Annotated in this window: 21 protein-coding genes; 11 read left to right on the top strand and 10 right to left on the bottom strand. The window is 59.7% G+C overall.

The genetic code is table 11. The features are described 5' to 3' along the window. Positions 1-13: 13 nt before the first annotated feature. The 3 genes from rpe to trpE all read left to right on the top strand — a co-directional run bounded on the left by rpe (position 14) and on the right by trpE (position 3,055). The gene (gene rpe / locus PspCFBP13528_RS03350; RefSeq protein ID WP_137199638.1) at positions 14-688 is read left to right on the top strand and encodes a ribulose-phosphate 3-epimerase; all 675 of its coding nucleotides are present in this window, start codon (positions 14-16) and stop codon (positions 686-688) included. Further along, positions 685-1,503, top strand: coding sequence for a phosphoglycolate phosphatase (locus PspCFBP13528_RS03355; RefSeq protein WP_137199639.1), 819 nt, complete (start codon positions 685-687; stop codon positions 1,501-1,503). Before rpe ends, PspCFBP13528_RS03355 begins: the two co-directional genes overlap by 4 nt. 70 nt (positions 1,504-1,573) lie before the next feature. Then, on the top strand, positions 1,574-3,055 hold the full coding sequence (gene trpE / locus PspCFBP13528_RS03360) for an anthranilate synthase component I (RefSeq protein ID WP_065950899.1): 1,482 nt from the start codon (positions 1,574-1,576) through the stop codon (positions 3,053-3,055). Between the two features lie 160 nt (positions 3,056-3,215). Here trpE and estP read toward each other — a convergent pair whose 3' ends face one another. Continuing rightward, positions 3,216-5,138 (bottom strand): esterase EstP, encoded by a 1,923-nt coding sequence (estP, locus tag PspCFBP13528_RS03365; RefSeq protein ID WP_137199640.1) that lies wholly within the window; start codon positions 5,136-5,138, stop codon positions 3,216-3,218. A gap of 420 nt (positions 5,139-5,558) precedes the next feature. Between estP and PspCFBP13528_RS03375 the strand changes: the two genes are divergently transcribed. The 4 genes from PspCFBP13528_RS03375 (at position 5,559) to PspCFBP13528_RS03390 (ending at position 8,902) form a co-directional block, all read left to right on the top strand. Continuing rightward, positions 5,559-6,152 carry an aminodeoxychorismate/anthranilate synthase component II gene (locus PspCFBP13528_RS03375; RefSeq protein ID WP_101219912.1) on the top strand — a complete coding sequence of 198 codons (594 nt, stop codon included), beginning with the start codon at positions 5,559-5,561 and terminating at the stop codon, positions 6,150-6,152. A gap of 9 nt (positions 6,153-6,161) precedes the next feature. After that, a complete protein-coding gene (gene trpD, locus PspCFBP13528_RS03380; protein WP_057723690.1) occupies positions 6,162-7,211 on the top strand; it encodes an anthranilate phosphoribosyltransferase in 1,050 nt (349 codons plus the stop codon). Continuing rightward, a complete protein-coding gene (gene trpC, locus PspCFBP13528_RS03385; RefSeq protein WP_065950896.1) occupies positions 7,208-8,044 on the top strand; it encodes an indole-3-glycerol phosphate synthase TrpC in 837 nt (278 codons plus the stop codon). Before trpD ends, trpC begins: the two co-directional genes overlap by 4 nt. 162 nt (positions 8,045-8,206) lie before the next feature. Beyond that, positions 8,207-8,902, top strand: coding sequence for a lipoate--protein ligase family protein (locus PspCFBP13528_RS03390; protein ID WP_137199645.1), 696 nt, complete (start codon positions 8,207-8,209; stop codon positions 8,900-8,902). Here PspCFBP13528_RS03390 and crp read toward each other — a convergent pair. After that, positions 8,899-9,543: a cAMP-activated global transcriptional regulator CRP gene (gene crp, locus PspCFBP13528_RS03395; protein ID WP_057723693.1), complete on the bottom strand. Its 645-nt coding sequence runs from the start codon at positions 9,541-9,543 to the stop codon at positions 8,899-8,901. The genes PspCFBP13528_RS03390 and crp overlap by 4 nt on opposite strands. Before the next feature lie 245 nt (positions 9,544-9,788). Between crp and PspCFBP13528_RS03400 the strand changes: the two genes are divergently transcribed. Beyond that, the gene (locus PspCFBP13528_RS03400; RefSeq protein ID WP_003210947.1) at positions 9,789-10,211 is read left to right on the top strand and encodes an OsmC family protein; all 423 of its coding nucleotides are present in this window, start codon (positions 9,789-9,791) and stop codon (positions 10,209-10,211) included. Between the two features lie 99 nt (positions 10,212-10,310). Here PspCFBP13528_RS03400 and coq7 read toward each other — a convergent pair whose 3' ends face one another. The 6 genes from coq7 to hemJ all read right to left on the bottom strand — a co-directional run bounded on the left by coq7 (position 10,311) and on the right by hemJ (position 14,729). Continuing rightward, positions 10,311-10,958: a 2-polyprenyl-3-methyl-6-methoxy-1,4-benzoquinone monooxygenase gene (gene coq7 / locus PspCFBP13528_RS03405; RefSeq protein WP_065950895.1), complete on the bottom strand. Its 648-nt coding sequence runs from the start codon at positions 10,956-10,958 to the stop codon at positions 10,311-10,313. A gap of 85 nt (positions 10,959-11,043) precedes the next feature. Continuing rightward, positions 11,044-11,382, bottom strand: a complete 339-nt coding sequence (locus tag PspCFBP13528_RS03410; protein WP_065885529.1) for a histidine triad nucleotide-binding protein — start codon at positions 11,380-11,382, stop codon at positions 11,044-11,046. A 45-nt stretch (positions 11,383-11,427) separates the two neighbouring features. After that, the gene (locus PspCFBP13528_RS03415) at positions 11,428-12,216 is read right to left on the bottom strand and encodes an SDR family oxidoreductase (protein WP_065950894.1); all 789 of its coding nucleotides are present in this window, start codon (positions 12,214-12,216) and stop codon (positions 11,428-11,430) included. A 63-nt stretch (positions 12,217-12,279) separates the two neighbouring features. Continuing rightward, positions 12,280-13,242 carry a DUF805 domain-containing protein gene (locus PspCFBP13528_RS03420; protein WP_101219917.1) on the bottom strand — a complete coding sequence of 321 codons (963 nt, stop codon included), beginning with the start codon at positions 13,240-13,242 and terminating at the stop codon, positions 12,280-12,282. A gap of 70 nt (positions 13,243-13,312) precedes the next feature. Then, the gene (locus PspCFBP13528_RS03425) at positions 13,313-14,275 is read right to left on the bottom strand and encodes a nitronate monooxygenase family protein (protein ID WP_065950892.1); all 963 of its coding nucleotides are present in this window, start codon (positions 14,273-14,275) and stop codon (positions 13,313-13,315) included. A 25-nt stretch (positions 14,276-14,300) separates the two neighbouring features. Then, positions 14,301-14,729, bottom strand: a complete 429-nt coding sequence (hemJ, locus tag PspCFBP13528_RS03430) for a protoporphyrinogen oxidase HemJ (RefSeq protein WP_137199642.1) — start codon at positions 14,727-14,729, stop codon at positions 14,301-14,303. A 135-nt stretch (positions 14,730-14,864) separates the two neighbouring features. Here hemJ and argC point away from each other — a divergent pair, with 135 nt between their 5' ends. Then, on the top strand, positions 14,865-15,899 hold the full coding sequence (argC, locus tag PspCFBP13528_RS03435; RefSeq protein ID WP_065950890.1) for an N-acetyl-gamma-glutamyl-phosphate reductase: 1,035 nt from the start codon (positions 14,865-14,867) through the stop codon (positions 15,897-15,899). Positions 15,900-16,053: 154 nt separating this feature from the next. Further along, entirely contained in the window at positions 16,054-16,404 is a 351-nt protein-coding gene (gene erpA / locus PspCFBP13528_RS03440) for an iron-sulfur cluster insertion protein ErpA (protein WP_003176443.1), read from the top strand. Between the two features lie 75 nt (positions 16,405-16,479). Here the strand turns inward: erpA and PspCFBP13528_RS03445 are convergent, their stop codons facing one another. Both PspCFBP13528_RS03445 and PspCFBP13528_RS03450 read right to left on the bottom strand, forming a co-directional pair. Beyond that, entirely contained in the window at positions 16,480-17,571 is a 1,092-nt protein-coding gene (locus PspCFBP13528_RS03445; RefSeq protein WP_065950889.1) for an anhydro-N-acetylmuramic acid kinase, read from the bottom strand. A 3-nt stretch (positions 17,572-17,574) separates the two neighbouring features. Then, on the bottom strand, positions 17,575-18,987 hold the full coding sequence (locus tag PspCFBP13528_RS03450; protein ID WP_065950888.1) for a peptidoglycan DD-metalloendopeptidase family protein: 1,413 nt from the start codon (positions 18,985-18,987) through the stop codon (positions 17,575-17,577). 208 nt (positions 18,988-19,195) lie between these two features. On the opposite strand from PspCFBP13528_RS03450, the gene tyrS reads away from it, so the two are divergent. After that, positions 19,196-20,395 carry a tyrosine--tRNA ligase gene (gene tyrS / locus PspCFBP13528_RS03460; protein WP_065950887.1) on the top strand — a complete coding sequence of 400 codons (1,200 nt, stop codon included), beginning with the start codon at positions 19,196-19,198 and terminating at the stop codon, positions 20,393-20,395. The last annotated feature ends 130 nt before the right edge of the window (positions 20,396-20,525 follow it).

Below are 20,525 nucleotides of genomic sequence, written 5' to 3' on the forward strand. Positions count from 1 at the left end.
AAAAAGGTGCGTCATGCAGCCCTTCGTCATTGCTCCATCGATTCTCTCCGCCGACTTCGCCCGCCTGGGCGAAGAAGTGGACAAGGTGTTGGCCGCCGGCGCCGACTTCGTGCACTTCGACGTCATGGACAACCACTACGTGCCCAACCTGACCATCGGCCCGATGGTCTGCGCAGCGTTGCGCAAGTATGGGATTACCGCGCCGATCGACGCACACCTGATGGTCAGCCCGGTGGACCGCATTGTCGGCGACTTCATTGAGGCCGGTGCGACCTACATCACGTTCCATCCGGAAGCCACGCTGCACGTCGACCGTACCCTGCAACTGATCCGCGAAGGCGGCTGCAAGGCAGGCTTGGTGTTCAACCCGGCCACACCGTTGAGTGTGCTGGAATACGTGATGGACAAGGTCGACATGGTGCTGTTGATGAGCGTCAACCCGGGCTTTGGCGGGCAGAAGTTCATCCCCGGCACCCTGAACAAACTGCGCGAAGCGCGGGCGCTGATCGATGCGTCGGGCCGCGATATCCGCCTGGAAATCGACGGTGGGGTCAACGTCAACAATATTCGCCAGATCGCTGCCGCGGGGGCTGATACGTTCGTGGCCGGTTCGGCGATCTTCAATGCCCCGGATTACCAGGAAGTGATCGCCAAGATGCACGCCGAATTGGCGCTGGCGCGTCCATGAGCGGCTTTGAGCAGCTGTTCCCCGGCAAATTGCCACGGCTGGTGATGTTCGATCTGGACGGTACCTTGATCGACTCGGTGCCCGACCTGGCGGCGGCGGTGGACCAGATGCTGCTCAAACTGGGGCGCAAGCCTGCGGGGCTCGAGGCGGTTCGCGAATGGGTCGGCAACGGCGCGCCGATGCTGGTGCGCCGGGCGCTGGCCGGTAATATCGACGCCAGCGGTGTGGATGAGGTCGAGGCCGAACATGCCCTGGAGTTGTTCAATGCCGCCTATGAAAGCAGCCACGAACTGACGGTGGTGTATCCCGGCGTGCGTGACACCCTCAAATGGTTGAGCAAGCAGGGCGTGGAAATGGCCTTGATCACCAACAAGCCGGAGCGCTTCGTCGCACCGCTGTTGGACCAGATGAAGATCGGCCGGTATTTTCGCTGGATCATCGGCGGCGATACCCTGCCGCAGAAAAAACCCGACCCGGCGGCGCTGTTCTTCGTGATGAAAATGGCGAATATCCCGGCGTCCCAATCGTTGTTCGTGGGCGATTCGCGCAGCGATGTATTGGCGGCAAAAGCCGCAGGGGTGCAGTGCGTGGCCTTGAGTTACGGCTACAACCATGGCCGGCCGATTGCCGAAGAATCGCCGGCGCTGGTGATTGACGACCTGCGTCTGTTAATCCCCGGTTGCCTGGGCGCGGGCGCTGAGATAACGTTGCCCGATAATGATCCGTCTCCTTCTGGAAATCCCATCGTGGTGGTCACTCGCAAACTCTGGATGAAAGTCATCAAGGCCCTGGCCCGCTGGCGTTGGCGCGCCTGACTGATCCTGGCCGCATTTTGCGGCACGTTTGCCTACCTGACCGATTGACCCTCACACCACGAGGCACCTGATGATCCGCGAAGAATTCCTGCGTTTGGCCGCTGCCGGCTACAACCGTATCCCGATGGCCCGCGAAACCCTGGCCGACTTCGACACGCCGCTGTCGATCTACCTGAAACTGGCCGACGAGCCGAACTCGTATCTGCTGGAGTCGGTACAGGGCGGCGAGAAGTGGGGCCGTTATTCGATCATCGGCCTGCCGTGCCGCACGGTACTGCGGGTTCACGACCATCATGTGAGCATCACTCATGATGGCGTCGAGATCGAAAGCCATGACGTAGACGACCCCCTGGCCTTCGTCGAGGTCTTCAAGGCGCGCTACAACGTGCCGACCATTGCCGGCCTTCCGCGTTTCAACGGCGGCCTGGTGGGGTATTTCGGTTATGACTGCGTGCGCTATGTGGAGCAGCGCCTGGGTAAATGTCCGAACCCGGACCCGCTGGGCGTGCCGGACATCCTGCTGATGGTCTCCGATGCGGTCGTGGTGTTCGACAACCTCGCCGGCAAGATGCACGCGATTGTGTTGGCCGACCCGTCCCAGGCGGATGCTTACGAACAAGGCCAGGCCAGTCTCGAAGCATTGCTGGACAAGCTGCGCCAACCGATCACGCCGCGTCGTGGCCTGGACCTCGGCCGTCCGCCTGCCGCAGATCCGGTGTTTCGCTCCAGCTTCACTCAGGCGGACTACGAACGCGCGGTGGACACCATCAAGGAATACATCCTCGCCGGTGACTGCATGCAGGTGGTGCCGTCGCAACGGATGTCCATCGATTTCAAGGCGGCGCCGATTGACCTGTACCGAGCGCTGCGTTGCTTCAACCCGACGCCGTACATGTACTTCTTCAACTTCGGTGATTTCCACGTGGTGGGCAGCTCACCGGAAGTGCTGGTGCGCGTCGAAGACAACCTGATCACCGTGCGCCCCATCGCCGGTACGCGCCCGCGGGGCGCCACCGAAGAAGCGGACCTGGCGCTGGAAGAAGACCTGTTGAGCGACGACAAGGAAATCGCCGAACACCTGATGCTGATTGATCTGGGGCGTAATGACACGGGGCGAGTCTCGGAAATCGGCTCGGTGAAGTTGACCGAGAAGATGGTCATCGAACGCTACTCCAATGTGATGCACATCGTGTCCAACGTCACCGGGGAACTGAAAGCCGGGTTGACCGCGATGGACGCACTGCGCGCCATTCTGCCGGCCGGTACCTTGTCGGGCGCGCCGAAGATTCGCGCGATGGAAATCATCGACGAGCTGGAGCCGGTCAAGCGGGGCGTCTATGGCGGCGCCGTGGGGTATTTCGCCTGGAACGGCAACATGGACACCGCGATTGCGATCCGTACGGCAGTGATCAAGGATGGCGAACTGCATGTGCAGGCCGGTGGCGGCATTGTGGCTGACTCGGTGCCGGCCCTGGAATGGGAAGAAACCCTGAACAAGCGCCGGGCGATGTTCCGGGCGGTGGCGTTGGCGGAGCAGACCCCACAGGACTAAAGCCAAATGTAGATCAAACTGTGGGAGGGGCGCTGCGACGATTCGACTTGCTCCCGATAGCGGTCTTCCAGGTCATGATGCACTGGCTGACACATTGCTATCGGGGGCAAGTCGAATCGTCGCACCGCCCCTCCCACATTAGACCTTCATTGTGCTGTCGTTAGAAATCCAGGCTCACCCCGACACTGACCCCTTGCTGGGTCAGGTTGTCGTCCTTCCTCAGGTTATACGCCGCCCGCAACGCCAGCTCCTGCGTCAGCTTGTGGCTGACACCCAGGCTCAAGCGATCCGAATTGCTGCGCGGCGTGTACCCGTCCAGCTTGAAGTCGATCCCCTGCACGCTGTTGAGCGCGATGTTGACCTTCTGCGTGTCGTTCTCGAACTCATGCTCATGAGCCACTTCCCCAAACACCTGGGTCTGCGGGGTGATGCGGTAGCTGCCTTGCAAGCCGACGCCAAGGCGCTTGGAGTCGCGCTGCTGGTCATCAAAGGTCAGGGCGGTGGAGCGGCTGTCTTTCTCCGAGTAGCCGTTCACTTCAACGCGCGCGTAATCGGCGCTGATAAAGGGTGACAGGTGCCAGTCGCTGCCCGGCGCGGCGATGTCGTAGCCCACGCGGCCGCTCAAGGCCCAGAGCCAGCCATCGGTGTCACCTTTCTCCGACCCTTCGCTGACGCCCAGGGCGAACTTGCGCTTGAGGTTGTCGAAGTCCAGTTTGCCGCCGGTCAAGGCCGCATCGGCCCACCAGTGATTGTGCTGATACTGGGCAAACGCGGTGCCCATGTAGCTGTTGAGCTTGTAATCCGAATCGCTGGCGCCGGCTTCCAGTGTCTGGCGGTACAGGCCTGCGGCGACACCTACGCGCCAGGCTTCGTTGAGTCGGTAGCTGCCGCCGATATTGAGGTTATAACCGCTGCCATCGCCGCTTGCCGAGCTGTTCTGGTCGTCGAAATCCAGCCGTTGGCCACCGGCTGCCACGATCGCTCGCCATTGGCCGACGGCTTGCCAGTGGCCGGTGTCTGCCTGCCATTGATTGCGCAACTCATCCTGATGGGCGCGCAATGTGCCCTGGGCCATTTCCGGCAGCAGCGTGATTTCCCACGGCGCGGCGAGCAGCGAATAGGCGTAGTCGGCGATCAGCTGTTGCCCGGCTATGGTCGGGTGGACCGAGTCGTTATAGATCAGCTTGGTCGGGTCCGGGTTGGTGCCACCGATGCCGTATACCGGATTGGCGGTGCAACTGTTGCCACTGAAGCAGGTGCCCGTGAGGTTTTGCCCGGTGGCGAGGCCGAAGCGGGCCGGATTGGCGAAGGCTTCATTCAATAACAATGGAATGTTCAGCGGGATGACCTGCGCATCGAGCTGCGACAGGCGCTGTACCAGGGACTGGTTGAAAACAGCGCTCAGGGCCGACGTCGCTGCCTGCTGCGGCGTGCCGTTGACGGCCGGCGTCAGGCCGATGTCGGGCAACATCCATACCATGATGTAACGCGCACCGGCTTGTTGCAGGGCTTGGGCACTGTCGGCCAATCGCCCGCCGGCGGCGACCGCTTGAGCGGGGCTGAGTACGCGACCCTGGAGGAAATCATTGCCTCCACCGGACAGAAAGTACAGCGCATTCGGATCGGCCAGCCCGCCGTTTGCCGGCAGGTAACCCTGTCGACTGCGCAGCACCGTGCCGCCCCCGGCATTGCCGGGTGGGATCGCAGCGTTGGAGACGTTGGTGATGGAGTCGAGGATATTGTCGGTACGGTAGCCGCCGACCGCCCAGTTGTTTCCGTCCGGCAAGCCCTGGATCGCGCGCACCGGTGAGGTGGAGGCATTCAGGTCGCTTGGCGCTACACCCAGCTTCGCGCCGAGCAGCGTCGAAGAAACCAGACCATAGTCTCCCTGGAACGTCGGCCCGGTACGGTTGGTGAAGCGCAGGGTCGATCCGGCACTGCCGTCGGGAAACTGGCCGGCATCGGCGAGGCTGTCACCGAATACCACCATCGTTGAATAGGGTGACGATGCTGCATGAGCCTGTGCACAAGCCAGGGAAAGCAAGCCGGCGGCCAGGGGCGCGAAGAACGAAGTTCTGAGCATGGAAAATTCCATTGAGTTATTTTTGTGTCGGAACCGAAACACTAGCAAAGTATCGAGCGTTTTCTATAGCGCAAAACCGGATTTTGCTGTGGGCATCGCATTGAGCGCAGCCCGTATTTGCGGCGCCATATTGCACCGTTGGCGAGGCTACGTTACTGTGCCTGGACGTATGAATGAGACCCTCCCCGTGTTGATCATCAGCAGACTCTTGATGCGAGTAGTCAAGGCACACGCCCGTTGGCGTTGGCGCGCCTGACATTTTTCTCTGCCGGCCTGGCCGGACCTGTACCGATTTGCCTTCTTCACCCTGTTTGACGCCCCTTGCCACTCACCCGGCAACCGGAACGTGCGTCTGGCAGCGGGCCAAACGCTTTGAAGGCGGTCATTTGAAATCAGTGAATTCAAGAGGTTTGAACCCACATGTTGCTGATGATTGATAACTACGATTCCTTTACCTACAACGTTGTGCAGTACCTGGGCGAGCTGGGTGCCGAGGTCAAGGTGGTGCGCAACGACGAGCTGACAGTCGCCCAGATTGCCGCGCTGAACCCTGAGCGCATCGTGGTATCGCCCGGCCCGTGCACGCCGACCGAAGCGGGCATCTCCCTGGAAACCATCCAGTATTTCGCCGGCAAGCTGCCGATTCTGGGCGTGTGCCTGGGGCACCAGTCCATTGGCCAGGCCTTTGGCGGTGATGTGGTGCGCGCGCGCCAGGTGATGCACGGCAAGACCAGCCCGGTATTTCACAGGGATCTGGGAGTATTCCAGGCCCTGAACAATCCGGTGACCGTGACCCGTTACCATTCCCTGGTGGTCAAGCGCGAAACCCTGCCCGAGTGCCTGGAACTGACGGCCTGGACCCAGCTGGAGGACGGCTCGGTCGACGAGATCATGGGGTTGCGCCACAAGACATTGAATATCGAAGGGGTGCAGTTTCACCCTGAATCGATCCTGACCGAGCAGGGCTACGAGCTGTTCGCCAATTTTCTCAAGCAGAGCGGCGGCACGCGCTAAGGACTTTCCATGGATATCAAGACTGCCCTGGGTCGTATCGTCGGCCACCTGGACCTGAGCACCGCTGAAATGAGCGATGTGATGCGCGAGATCATGACCGGTCAGTGCTCCGACGCACAGATCGGTGCCTTTATGATGGCCATGCGCATGAAGAGCGAAAGCATCGACGAAATCGTTGGCGCCGTGTCGGTGATGCGTGAACTGGCGGACAAGGTCGAACTCAAGACCCTCGACGGCGTGGTCGATGTGGTTGGCACCGGCGGCGACGGTGCGAACATCTTCAACGTATCGACGGCATCCTCGTTCGTGGTCGCGGCAGCGGGTTGCACCGTGGCCAAGCACGGCAACCGCGCGGTGTCCGGCAAAAGTGGCAGCGCCGACCTGCTGGAAGCAGCCGGTATCTACCTGAACCTGACGCCGGTCCAGGTGGCGCGCTGCATCGACAGCGTCGGCATTGGCTTCATGTTTGCCCAGTCCCACCACGGCGCGATGAAACACGCCGCCGGCCCGCGCAAGGACCTCGGCCTGCGTACCCTGTTCAATATGCTCGGCCCGCTTACGAATCCGGCCGGTGTGAAACATCAGGTCGTCGGTGTCTTCAGCCAGGCGTTGTGCCGGCCGTTGGCTGAAGTGCTGCAGCGCCTGGGCAGCAAGCATGTGCTGGTGGTGCACTCCAAAGATGGCCTGGATGAATTCAGCCTGGCCGCACCGACCTTCGTGGCAGAGTTGAAAAACGACCAGGTCACCGAATACTGGGTCGAGCCTGAGGACCTGGGCATGAAGAGCCAGAGCCTGCACGGCCTGGCGGTGGAAAGCCCGGCGGCGTCGCTGGAATTGATTCGCGATGCATTGGGGCGACGCAAGACTGAGAACGGTCAAAAAGCCGCGGAGATGATTGTGCTCAATGCTGGCGCGGCACTTTACGCAGCGGACCATGCCTATAGTCTTAAGGAAGGTGTGGCCTTGGCCCACGATGCACTGCACACCGGTCTGGCTCGCGAGAAACTCGAAGAACTCGGAGCATTCACCGCCGTATTCAAGATGGAGAATGAAGCATGAGTGTTCCGACCGTTCTGGAAAAAATCCTGGCGCGCAAGGCTCAAGAAGTTGCCGAGCGCCGTGCCCGTGTGAGTCTGGCTGAATTGGAAACCCAAGCAAAGGCTGCCGATGCACCGCGCGGCTTTGCCAATGCCTTGATTGCCCAGGCCAAGCTCAAGCAGCCGGCTGTGATCGCTGAGATCAAGAAGGCATCCCCGAGCAAGGGCGTTATCCGCGAGCACTTCGTGCCACATGAAATCGCCGTCAGTTATGAAAAGGGTGGGGCGACATGCCTGTCCGTACTGACCGATATCGATTACTTCCAGGGTTCCGACGTGTTCCTGCAACAGGCACGCGCCGCGTGCAAGTTGCCGGTGATCCGCAAGGACTTCATGGTTGATCCCTACCAGATCGTCGAAGCCCGCGCCCTGGGTGCCGACTGTGTGCTGCTGATCGTTTCCGCCCTGGATGACGTGAAGATGGCCGAGCTGGCGGCTGTGGCCAAGGGTGTCGGCCTGGATGTATTGGTCGAAGTGCACGACGGTGATGAGCTGGAACGCGCACTCAACATCCTCGACACCCCGCTGGTGGGAGTCAATAACCGTAACCTGCATACCTTCGACGTCAGTCTGGAAACTACCCTCGATCTGCTGCCGCGTATCCCGCGTGATCGCCTGGTGATCACAGAGAGCGGCATCGTCAACCGCGCCGATGTGGAACTGATGGAGATCAGCGAAGTGTATTCGTTCCTGGTCGGCGAGACGTTCATGCGCGCTGAGAACCCAGGGGCCGAACTGCAGCGTCTGTTCTTCCCGGAGCGTGGCGTGTCGGTCAGCGGTTCGACCCTGGATTGATTCCAGCGCAGTCGGTATGTTTTTGCCATGCAGTAAAAGTGTGGGAGGGGGCTTGTTCCCGATAGCGGTGGTTCAGTTGGCTGATTCGCAGCTGATGCACCGCTATCGGGGGCAAGCCCCCTCCCACATTGGTCTTGTGCTCCTTCAGGTAGGTAAATGTTGATGACCAAGCCGGTTTCAATGACTGTAGAAGCAGGGCTTGCAGCCGAACAAGCGCTGCTGGCCGCCGTTTGTGCGGGAGAGCAGGCATTCGGACTGTTGTTCTGGCAACCCAGCGATCAAGCGTTGGTCATGCCGCGCCGTTTGAGCCGATTAGCGGCCTTTGAGGCCGCCAGCCAAGTCTCGGCAGACGCCGGTTGGCCGGTGTTGTTGCGCGAAACCGGCGGTGAGCCGGTACCGCAGTCCGCCGCTACGGTCAATATCGCCCTGGTCTACGCGCCCCCGCGCAGTGAAGGTGATCAAGGGCGCATCGAAACCGGCTATCAACGGTTGTGCCAGCCGATTTGTGATGTGTTGATCGAGTTGGGCGGCGACGCATCCGTTGGCGAAATCGACGGCGCGTTCTGCGACGGTCGTTACAACGTCAATCTCAACGGCCGAAAAATGGTCGGCACGGCCCAGCGTTGGCGGCAGAGCGGTGGCCGCCCGGTGGGCTTGGTGCACGGTGCTTTATTGCTGGACAACGATCGCGATGAGTTGATCATGGCGGTCAATCGTTTCAATGAAGCCTGTGGCCTGGAGCAGCGGGTGCGGGCCGAGAGTCATATCGCACTGCAAGAGGTCTTCACCGCGCCAGACGCGATCACCCGGCTCGACACCTTGTACCGTCAGATGTTGGCGGGCTTGCTGCCCGGTTAACGGGTTCCGAATACCACCATCGTCTTGCCTTTGACGTGCACCAGGTTGCGCTCTTCCAGATCCTTGAGCACGCGCCCCACCATTTCCCGTGAACAGCCCACGATGCGCCCGATTTCCTGGCGTGTGACTTTGATCTGCATTCCATCGGGGTGGGTCATGGCGTCAGGTTGCTTGCACAGCTCCAGCAGGCAGCGAGCGACACGTCCGGTCACATCGAAGAATGCCAGGTCGCCGACCTTGCGCGTGGTATCCCGCAGGCGTTGGGCAATCTGCCCGCTCAAGGCATACAGAATGTCCGGATCCTGTTGGGCCAGTTCGCGAAATTTCGTGTAGCTGATCTCGGCCACTTCGCATTCCACCTTGGTGCGCACCCAGGCGCTGCGCTGCTGCTCCTTGCCCGCCTGCTCGAACAGTCCCAGTTCGCCAAAGAAATCCCCGGTGTTGAGGTAGGCAATGATCATCTCGCGACCGTCTTCGTCCTCGATCAGGATAGTGACCGAGCCCTTGATAATGAAGAACAGTGTTTCGGAGCGCTCGCCCGCGCAGATGATGTTGTGCTTGGCCGGATGACGCCGGCGCTGGCAATGCATCAGCAGCTTGTCGAGGTTCTTGATCTTGGGTGTGGGAGTAAGAGCAACCATGGTTGTATCCCGAAAGACTGCGCGATGGGGTTGGATTTGTTTTTATCAGCGATGCTGGCATTGATGCACGCTGTACAAAGGATGGCAATGCGCCATTGATTTGGCGCCAGCTTACCAGACACATTCTGACTCGATTAGCGTATTTCACCGGCAAACGCGGTTATTGATCATTTTCATGCAGCGCACGGCCGTCCTGAGGCCCTGTGCTAAGCTGGCGACCCTTTTTTAGCAGTGGAGTCTGGGCGATGAAGGCACGCATCCAATGGGCGGGCGAAGCCATGTTCCTCGGTGAGTCGGGCAGTGGCCATGTGGTGGTCATGGACGGCCCGCCGGAAGCCGGTGGCCGCAACCTGGGTGTACGCCCGATGGAAATGCTGCTGCTGGGTGTCGGCGGTTGCAGCAATTTCGACGTGGTGAGTATCCTGAAAAAATCCCGTCAAGCCGTGGAAAGCTGCGAAGCCTTTCTGGAGGCCGAGCGCGCCACTGAAGATCCCAAGGTGTTTACCAGGATCCATATGCATTTTGTGGTCAAGGGTCGGGCGCTGAAGGAGGCGCAGGTCAAGCGTGCCATCGAGCTGTCGGCAGAGAAGTACTGTTCGGCCTCGATCATGCTCGGCGCGGCCGGTGTAGCCATCACCCATGATTACGAAATTATCGAGTTGGGTTGATCGTCGATCGACGGGCAAAAAGAAGGGCGCTTTGATAGCGCCCTTTTTTCTGGATCAGATGAGCGTTCCCAGGCTCTGTGTGGGAACGATCTTCATGCTTCACATTCTGTAGGTGCTTTTGGTCATGACCTTGGCCAGCATGCTCATGCCGAACCTCACTGGCGCAGGGAAGCGAAAGCCGCCGGCATCCAGCGCGCTTTCTGCGTGATGCTCTTCGTCGATGCGCATCTGCTCGAGAATGGCCCGGGATTTTTCGTCCTCCGCCGGCAGTTGTTCAAGGTGTTCGTCCAGGTGCTTGCACACCTGATGCTCAGTGGCCGCGACAAAACCCAGGCTGACCTTGTCACTGATCAGGCCGGCAGCGGCGCCAATCCCGAACGACAAGCCATAAAACAGTGGGTTCAGCACGCTGGGATGACTGCCCAACTGGCGAATGCGTTGTTCGCACCAGGCCAGGTGGTCGATCTCTTCCTCGGCCGCATGCTCCATCGCTGCGCGTATCTGCGGCAATTTGGCGGTCAGGGCCTGGCCCTGATACAACGCCTGGGCACAGACTTCGCCGGTATGGTTGATACGCATCAGGCCGGCCACGTGGCGGGTCTCGCTCTCGCTCATCTGTGCGTCCGGCTGCACGATGGCGGGTGACGGGCGGTACGGTTGGCCGCTGAATGGCAGCAGCGTACGCATGGCCATGTCGGCTTGCAGCAACAGACGGTCAATCGGCGAGTAGTGACGTTGGGTAGTCATGCTGACCTCCGGAAAGAATCTCGGCGGCCAGTTTACCGCAAGAGAGGACGGCGCGTTTGCGCTGAGTCAATTGGCCCCGGTGCACTCAGCCCGGCGGCCAGTTCATCTGGCGCTGACCCAGCACGTGCATATGGATGTGGTACACGGTTTGCCCGCCGTCTTCGTTGCAGTTCATCACCACGCGAAAGCCTTTCTCGCAGCCTTGCTCCACCGCCAGGCGTTGGGCGGTGAACAGAATATGGCCAGCCAGGGCTTTATCGTCCTCGGTCAGGTCGTTGAGGGTGCGAATGGGCTTTTTCGGGATGACCAGAAAATGCACCGGCGCCTGCGGGGCGATATCGTGAAAAGCCAGTACCTGGTCATCTTCATAGATGATGTTCGCAGGTATTTCTCGATTGATGATCTTGGTGAACAGAGTATCCACAGCTGTTTCTCCATGGTGAACGAGAGGGTGAGTGTACTGGGGTGCTCAACGTGGGCAATAGGCCTTATTGATCGCACCGGCAATTTTTCGGGTAAGCCAGCGTGGGCTAAAGCGCGGGCTGAAGGCGAGCCAGCGATTGCGACGCCCCGGAATGATGATCGCCTTGTTCTTCTCCAGCGCACGCACGGTGAAGAGCGCAACTTCTTCTGGGCTCATCAACTGCTGGCTGCGGTCGAGTTTTGCAGTGTCCATTTGCGCGGTGCCGAAGAAAGCGGTGCGCGTGGGCCCTGGGCAGAGCACCGAAACCTTGATACCACAAGTCTTGAGCTCCTCGCGCAGGCCTTCGGAAAAATGCAGTACATAGGCTTTGCTCGCGTAGTAACTGCTCATCCACGGGCCCGGCTGGAACGCGGCAATCGAGGCGACGTTGAGAATCTGCCCGCCGCCATGCAGCGCCATGGCATTGCCCAAGGCGTGACACATGCGGGTCAGGGCGAGAATGTTGACTTCGATCAGGTCCTGCTCGGTCATCCAGTCCTGGGCCAGGAACGGCCCACTGGTGCCGATACCGGCGCAGTTGACCAGCAGGTCGATCTGTCGCTCACCCTCTTCGAGTTCCAGCAAAAAGCCCGACAACCGCAGCGGCTCGCCCAGGTCACAGGCACGGAACAGCACCTCGACGCCGAAACGTTGAGTCAGTTCGGTTGCAATGCTTTCCAACTGATCACGCTGGCGGGCCACCAGAATCAAGCTGCGGCCACGTCGAGCCAGGGCCTCGGCCAAGGCCAGGCCGATGCCGCTGGAGGCACCGGTGATCAGAGCGTAACGGGTCATGCCTTTCTCCATCGCAACGCCGCCGGGCCTGTGACAGAGGCATCACAGGCGGCGGGCGTTTCTTCACTGTTCTGGAGAGTCTACAGGTTCGGCCGCGTCGTCAGCACTTTGCGCTGCTTCTTCCTCATCGATGACGCTTTGGTCGGCATCTTCATCGGTGGTGATGGAGCTGTTTTCATAGCCGCTGCCCATGTTGGCTTCGAGCTGATCCAGGTAGCCGTTCATGCCCAGGGTTACCACCACGATGAGCATCAATGGGATGAACGCCAGCCACAACGACGCGAGGATTTTAACCGCGGTGGAGTTGCGCGGTGGAGGTGCACCATACTGGTTGGCGCCGGTGTTGCCCGGCAGTACCAGCAGCAGCAGAGGGAAAACACTGTTCACCAACGGAACCAGGTTCAGCAGGTACAGCCAGCCAGACCAGCCCAGGTCGTGCAGGCGCTGCACGCCGATTTGCACGCTGACGACCACGAGTGCGACAAACAGCGCGAAGCCCAGCAACGAGCCGAGAATGATCGCGACCGTCGGCGAAGCAGTGGCCACGGCGAAACCCACGGTACTGATGATCCCGCCAGCTACCAGCATCGCGACGGTCAGTGCGAGCGTCCAGGCGAGATAGCGCAGGCGGCCGATACGCCCGTGGATAGTGAAGACCTTGAGCGTGGAGTACTCCGGCAAGTCATCGCCGACGGCGGCGCGTGGTGGTGCATAAGGCGATGCAGCGGAGTTTGAATAGTCCGAGGCAGAGGAGCCTGTTTCGTGGGTTTCGGCAAGGTTGAACGCTACGGGTTGTTCGGCTTCGATGCGCGCGTCGACCCCTGCGTTTTTCAACGCGGTGAGGTAGGTTTCGGCGTCCGGACGCGAGAGGTCGCGTTTGAGCGCGACCGGGCGGCCGGTGAAGAGTTTCTCAATGGCTTCGACGTCGCTCTTGAACAGCTCGGCCAGGTTCAGCTTGGCCGTGGTGCTTTCGACACCCGGGAGCAAGGTTCCATCAAACACGATCTTGAAACGGTTGTCGCTCATGCGGGCATCCTTGGCACTTGTTTCAGGGAGGTTGTGCAGGCCGGCTCACTTGGCAGGCCTGGCATCTGGGTCAACGTGGCCAGCGCAATTGTGCTGCGTTTTCGCGTGCCTGGCGGTATTGCGCGCCCAGGCGTGCGACGAGTTCATCCACGCCGGGTAAATCATTGATCTCACCGACGCCTTGGCCGGCAGACCATACAGTCTTCCATGCTTTGGCCTCATCGCTCAACGGTTTGAGCTTGGAGCCGAAGTTGACCTCACCTTTTCCTTGAAGGGCAGCGAGATCAAAACCGGCATTTTCCAGGCTCTGGCGCATGAAGCTTGCAGGCACGCCGGAAACAGCCGGAGTGTGCACGATGTCGGCGGCGCGCGCTGTGAGCAGCATCTCTTTATACGCATCCGGTGCATGGCTTTCGGTGGTACCGATAAAGCGTGTGCCGAGATACGCCAGGTCCGCGCCGAGCAGTTGCGCGGCGAGAATTTCCCGGCCGTGGTTGAGACAGCCGGCGAGCAGCAGGGTTTTGTCGAAGAACTGGCGTATCTCGGCAATCAGCGCAAAGGGACTCCAGGTGCCGGCGTGACCCCCCGCGCCGGCGGCGACCGCGATCAACCCATCGACGCCCGCTTCAGCGGCTTTTTCGGCATGACGACGGGTGGTTACATCGTGAAACACCAGGCCACCGTAGCTATGCACGGCATCGACCAACTCCTTCACGGCACCTAGGCTGGTGATGACGATGGGCACTTTGTGCTCGACGCAGATGGCCAGGTCGGCTTCCAGTCGTGGGTTGCTGTTGTGCACGATCAGGTTGACGGCATAAGGGGCGGGATTATCCAACTGCGCCAGGCCTGCTTCGATTTCCTCCAGCCAGGCCTTGAAGCCGCTGCTTTCGCGCTGGTTGAGTGCCGGGAAGCTGCCGACCACCCCGTTGCGGCAGCAGGCCAGCACCAGTTGCGGGTTGGAGATCAGGAACATTGGCGCAGCCACCACGGGCAGGCGCAGACGTTGTTCAAGCAGGGCGGGCAGCGACATTGAAGGTTCCCCCGAGTAATTGAAGTTAAAACGGTTTGACCACGACCAGAATTACGATTGCCAGCAATATCAGAACCGGTACTTCATTGAACCAGCGATAAAAGACATGGCTGCGGCTGTTCTCGCCACGGGCGAAGCGTTTTACCTGCGCACCGCACATGTGGTGGTAACCGATCAGCAGAACCACCAGAGTGAGCTTGGCGTGAATCCACGCGCCTGATTGGAATATGCCGGGGTTGAGTATCAGCAACCAGATGCCGAAGACCAGTGTGGCAACCATCGCCGGGCCCATAATGCCGCGGTACAGCTTGCGCTCCATGACACTGAAGCGCTCCTTGCTGACGGTGTCTTCGCTTTGGGCGTGGTAGACAAACAGGCGTGGCAGGTAGAACAGCCCGGCAAACCAGCAGACGATGCTGACGATATGGAAGGCTTTGACCCATAAATAAAGCATTTTTAGTTATTCCCAGGTTCACGGTAGCGAAGATAGTAGTAGCTCAGGCGCCCGTACGTCACGTTGGCGGTTGTCGCAGGACGATGCGGCCCCTATTATCGACGGCTTTCCAGTGGGTTCGTTGAGGGCAGGTTTATGGTCAAGGTCGGTATCGTCGGCGGCACGGGTTACACCGGTGTCGAATTGCTGCGTCTGTTGGCTCAGCATCCGCAGGCTGAGGTGGTGGTCATCACTTCACGCTCCGAAGCGGGCCTGGCCGTGGCCGATATGTACCCGAACCTGCGAGGCCATTACGACGGCCTGGCCTTCAGCGTGCCGGACATCAAGACCTTGGGTGCCTGTGATGTGGTGTTCTTCGCCACGCCTCACGGGGTAGCGCACGCACTGGCCGGTGAACTGCTGGCGGCGGGCACCAAGGTGATCGATCTGTCCGCGGACTTCCGCCTGCAGGATGCCGATGAGTGGGCCAAATGGTACGGCCAGCCTCACGGCGCGCCAGAGTTGCTGGAAGAAGCGGTGTACGGCTTGCCGGAAGTCAATCGTGAGCAGATCAGGCAGGCACGCCTGATTGCGGTGCCAGGTTGCTATCCGACGGCGACTCAGTTGGGTTTCCTGCCGTTGCTGGAAGCAGGCCTGGCGGACCCCTCGCGTTTGATCGCGGACTGCAAGTCGGGTGTCAGCGGCGCCGGTCGTGGTGCCGCGGTAGGTTCGCTGTATTCCGAGACGGCGGAGAGCATGAAGGCCTATGCGGTCAAAGGGCATCGTCATTTGCCTGAGATCCGTCAGGGGCTGCGCCGCGCTGCGGGTAAGGACGTGGGCCTGACCTTCGTACCGCACCTGACGCCGATGATCCGTGGGATTCACTCCACGTTGTACGCAACGGTTGTCGAACGTTCGGTGGATCTGCAGGCATTGTTCGAAAAGCGTTATGCCAATGAGCCGTTCGTCGACGTGATGCCAGCAGGCAGCCATCCGGAAACTCGTAGCGTGCGCGGCGCCAACGTCTGCCGGATCGCGGTGCATCGCCCGCAGGATGGCGACCTGGTCGTGGTGCTGTCGGTGATCGATAACCTGGTCAAGGGCGCCTCGGGCCAGGCGGTGCAGAATATGAACATTCTGTTTGGCCTGGATGAGAAGCTCGGCCTGTCCCACGCAGGTATGCTGCCTTAAAAGCAGCTGCAAGCTTCAAGTTGTCAGCGGCAAGCTTGTAGCTAAAGGCTTGAAGCTTGCCGCTGCCCCGCATAATAGTTGACCGCTTTTCTAGGAGAAGCGGATAATGCTCGCCATTACGCATATGACGGCGCTACGCCGGGAGATTATCAGCATGAGCGTTGAATCCTTCACCCCCACGGCTTTGCAATTCACCCACGGTGCTGCGCACAAGGTGAAGAGCCTGGTCGATGAAGAGGGTAATGATCGCTTGAAGCTGCGCGTATTCGTTACGGGCGGCGGTTGTTCAGGGTTTCAGTACGGTTTTACCTTCGATGAAGATGTAGCCGATGATGACACCATCGTTGAGCGAGAGGGCGTGAGCCTGGTGGTGGACCCGATGAGTTTCCAGTACCTGGCGGGTGCTGAAGTGGATTATCAGGAAGGGCTGGAAGGGTCGCGTTTCGTGATCAAGAACCCCAACGCCACGACTACCTGTGGTTGCGGGTCTTCGTTCTCGATCTGACCGAACGCCTGGTCTGCACGATAAAAAAACGCCGCTTGGCTTTGATCGGCCAAGCGGCGTTGTGCTGTCTGGGGATCAGGCGGGGTAGATCGCGCCCAGCACGCGCAGCCCGCGAGCACCGGTGACGCTCGGGCGGTTCGCGGCGATGCCTTCCAGGCAGCAATGGGCCAGCCAGGCGAAGGCCATGGCTTCCACCCAGTCCGGGTCTACGCCATAGCTTGCTGTGCTACTGACCTGGGTGGACGGTAGCAGTGCAGCCAGTCGATTCATCAGCGTCCCGTTATGAGCGCCACCGCCGCAGACCAGCAGGGTTTCGGTCTGGTGTTGAGCGCTTTGCAGGGACTCGACGATGGTCAGGGCGGTCAGCTCCAGCAATGTGGCTTGCACATCCTGAGGAAGAATCGCTGGCTGCCCGTTGAGGTGGTGCTGCAGCCAACCCAGGTTGAAAACTTCGCGTCCGGTACTCTTCGGGCCTTTGGTCGCGAAAAAGGGATCGCCGAGCAGCGTGTTGAGTAACTGCGGCTGAACCTTGCCGCTGGCTGCCCATTGCCCGTCACGATCAAAGTGCTCGCCTCGTTCATGGTTAATCCATGCGTCCAGCAAGACATTACCCGGGCCGCAGTCAAAGCCGGATACAGGGTTGCCGGTTTCTATCAGGCTCAGATTGCTGAAACCGCCGACATTCAACACGGCACGCTTGCCAGTACGTTCACCGAACAGCGCCTCGTGAAAGGCGGGTACCAAAGGCGCGCCCTGGCCGCCTGCGGCTACGTCGCGGCTGCGGAAGTCGCTGACCACAGTGATGCCCGTCAGCTCGGCGAGCAGTGCCGGATTGCCGATCTGTACCGTAAAGCCCCGGGCGGGCTCATGGCGGATGGTCTGCCCATGGCTGCCAATCGCACGGATATCGTGGGGGGTGAGGTTTTGCTGATCCAGCAAGGCGTGGATGCCTTGAGCGGCGAGCGTCACCCAGGACTGCTGGGCGATTGCCGAGCGGGCTATCTCATCCGGGCCGCTGGCGCACAGGCCAAGCAGCTCGGCGCCTAGGGTGGCAGGCATAGGAATGTAGTGGGTGGCAATCAAACTGGGCGCCGAATCCTGTTCGATGAGGGCGATATCCAGGCCATCGAGGCTGGTCCCGGACATCACACCTATATAGCGCGGCATACCTTAACGCTTCGCCGAAGCCAGCAGGGTCGAGCGTTCCTGATCCATGCGGGCCATCAGTGGTTGGCTTTGCTGCATGAAGCGCGCGCGCTCTGCCTTGGCGATCGGGTCGGCCATTGGCAGCTTCTGGCCCAGCGGATCAACGTGTACACCGTTGACCTGGAACTCATAGTGCAAGTGCGGCCCGGTGGACAGGCCAGTCGTGCCGATATAACCGATCACTTGGCCCTGCTTCACGTTACCACCGGTTTTCACGCCCTTGGCGAACCCTTGCATGTGCCCATACAGCGTGCGGTAGGTATTGCCGTGCTGAATGATCACCGTATTGCCGTAACCACCGCGACGCCCGGCCAACAGAACCTTGCCGTCGCCGGCTGCCTTGATTGGCGTGCCACGCGGAGCGGCATAGTCGACACCTTTGTGGGCGCGGATTTTGTTCAGAATTGGATGCTTGCGACCCATCGAGAAACGCGAGCTAATACGAGCGAAGTCCACCGGTGTACGGATGAACGCCTTGCGCATGCTATTGCCATCAGCTGTGTAGTAGCTGCTGTTGCCCTGTTTGTTGGTGTAGCGCACTGCGGTGTAAGTCTTGCCACGGTTTGTGAAGCGCGCAGAGAGAATGTTGCCGGTGCCGACTACTTTGCCATTGGCAACTTTCTGCTCGTAGATCACATCGAATTCGTCACCCTGGCGTATGTCCTGGGCGAAGTCGATGTCGTAGCCAAACACGCTGGCCATGTCCATGGTCATGCTGTGGGACAGGCCCGCACGGGCGGCGGATTGCGACAGCGAGCTATTGATTACGCCATGTACGTAGGCGGAGCGCATGACCGGCTTGGTGGTGATGCGATTGAAGGCAAACCCCTTGGCGCCCTTGCTCAGGCTGATGCTTTCCAGGTCGCTGATAGTGGTGTGCAGGTTATTCAGTTGGCCGTCGGGCGTCAGTTCGAATTCAAGCTTCTGGCCATGTTTGAGCTGGGTGAATTGCCTGGCTTGCTTATCGGTGGCGAGGACGTCATTGACGGTGGCGGCAGGCAAACCGACCTTTTCGAACAGTGTTGACAGTGTGTCACCTTTGCTCACGATCACTTCGCGATGCTGAGCGTTCTTGGTCGCGACGGTCGCGGGCTTGTCCTGAGCGGCGTTCTGAGTCTCTTCCGGAGTGTTTTCAATCTGCGCGAACGGAGACTCGGAAGGGGTACTTGTGGCTTGTTGCGCGTCGGAAGCGTCTTGATCTTGTGTCAGTTGCTCAACGGGGCTTTCCAGGTCAAGGCTTAGGGATGTTCGTTTGGCTTCTACGTCACTGGAAGGGAATACCAGGAGTGCCAGGCTGAGAAGGGCGGCGATACCACTTGCGGCGAGCAGGTGGGTCTTCGGGTAAAGCGGTGGCGCTTTAGACGGTTCAGTGGTCATAAGTATTTTGACTTTGAAGATGAAATGGAAAAGATGAATGACATGATGAAGATGAAATAACTGTATAAAATATAACCAAATCATCTGTGGCGCAAGCTCGCGAACGCTGGGCTTGCTCAATGGTGTCCGTGCGCAGGGCAAAACTTGTAATTAGTCCCTGATCTTGTATGGTTGGTTCCCTTTTGAATCTGAGCCTTGCGGGTCTGTTATGAAGTCGGTTGAAGAGCAGCTAGCGCTGATAAAACGTGGTGCGGAAGAACTGTTGGTCGAGGCCGAGCTGATAGAAAAGCTCAAGCGTGGCCAGCCCCTGCGTATCAAGGCAGGCTTTGACCCTACCGCGCCGGACCTGCACCTTGGTCACACCGTGCTTATTAATAAGCTGCGTCAGTTCCAAGAGCTGGGGCATCAGGTCATATTCCTTATCGGTGACTTCACCGGGATGATCGGCGACCCGAGCGGCAAGAGCGCAACGCGCCCGCCGCTGACACGCGAGCAGGTTCTCGACAATGCCGAAACCTACAAGACTCAGGTGTTCAAAATCCTTGATCCTGCCAAAACCGAGGTGGCCTTCAACTCCACCTGGATGGACCAGATGGGGCCGGCTGATTTCATTCGCCTGACGTCGCAGTACACCGTCGCGCGCATGCTTGAACGTGATGACTTCGACAAGCGCTACTCCACCAATCAGCCGATTGCGATCCATGAGTTTCTTTACCCGTTGGTTCAGGGGTATGACTCGGTGGCTTTGCGTGCGGATGTTGAGCTGGGCGGGACGGATCAGAAGTTCAACCTGCTGATGGGGCGTGAGCTGCAGCGTGCATATGGTCAGGAAGCGCAGTGCATTTTGACCATGCCGTTGCTGGAGGGGTTGGACGGCGTCAAGAAGATGTCCAAATCGCTGGGTAACTATGTGGGTATCCAGGAAGCGCCGGGCGTGATGTACGGCAAGCTGGTTTCCATTCCGGATTCGTTGATGTGGCGTTACTTCGAATTGTTGAGCTTTCGCTCAATGGATGAGATCAATGCGTTGCGTGCTGATGTGGAAGCGGGTGCCAACCCGCGTGATGTGAAGATCAAGCTGGCCGAAGAGATCGTGGCTCGCTTTCATGGTGAAGAGGCTGCGGCCAACGCTCACCGTGCTGCGGGCAATCGCATGAAGGATGGCGAGTTGCCGGACGACCTGCCGGAGATCGAATTGACTGCGGCTGAGGCGATGCCGATCGCGGCTGTCCTTAATAAGGCGGGGTTGGTGAAGAACTCTGCGGTGGCGCGTGACCTGCTCGGTTCGGGTGGTGTGCGTATAGATGGTGAGGTGGTTGATCGCACCTTTATATACGAGCTGGGCGCTACTCACGTTTGTCAGGCTGGAAAGAAGGCATTTGCGCGTATTACGCTCAAATCCGAATAAGTCTTCGATTAGGGGTTGACGGCGAATTATATCTCTCTATAATTCGCCCCACTTCCGGCGCAGTCGAAACGGAAAACTCCTTGGTAAACAATGAGTTAAGTAGTTTTCGGCAGCAAGTTGCTTCAGTTCA

The organism is Pseudomonas sp. CFBP13528 (assembly GCF_005233615.1).
Classification (GTDB): Bacteria; Pseudomonadota; Gammaproteobacteria; order Pseudomonadales; family Pseudomonadaceae; genus Aquipseudomonas; species Aquipseudomonas fluorescens_AM.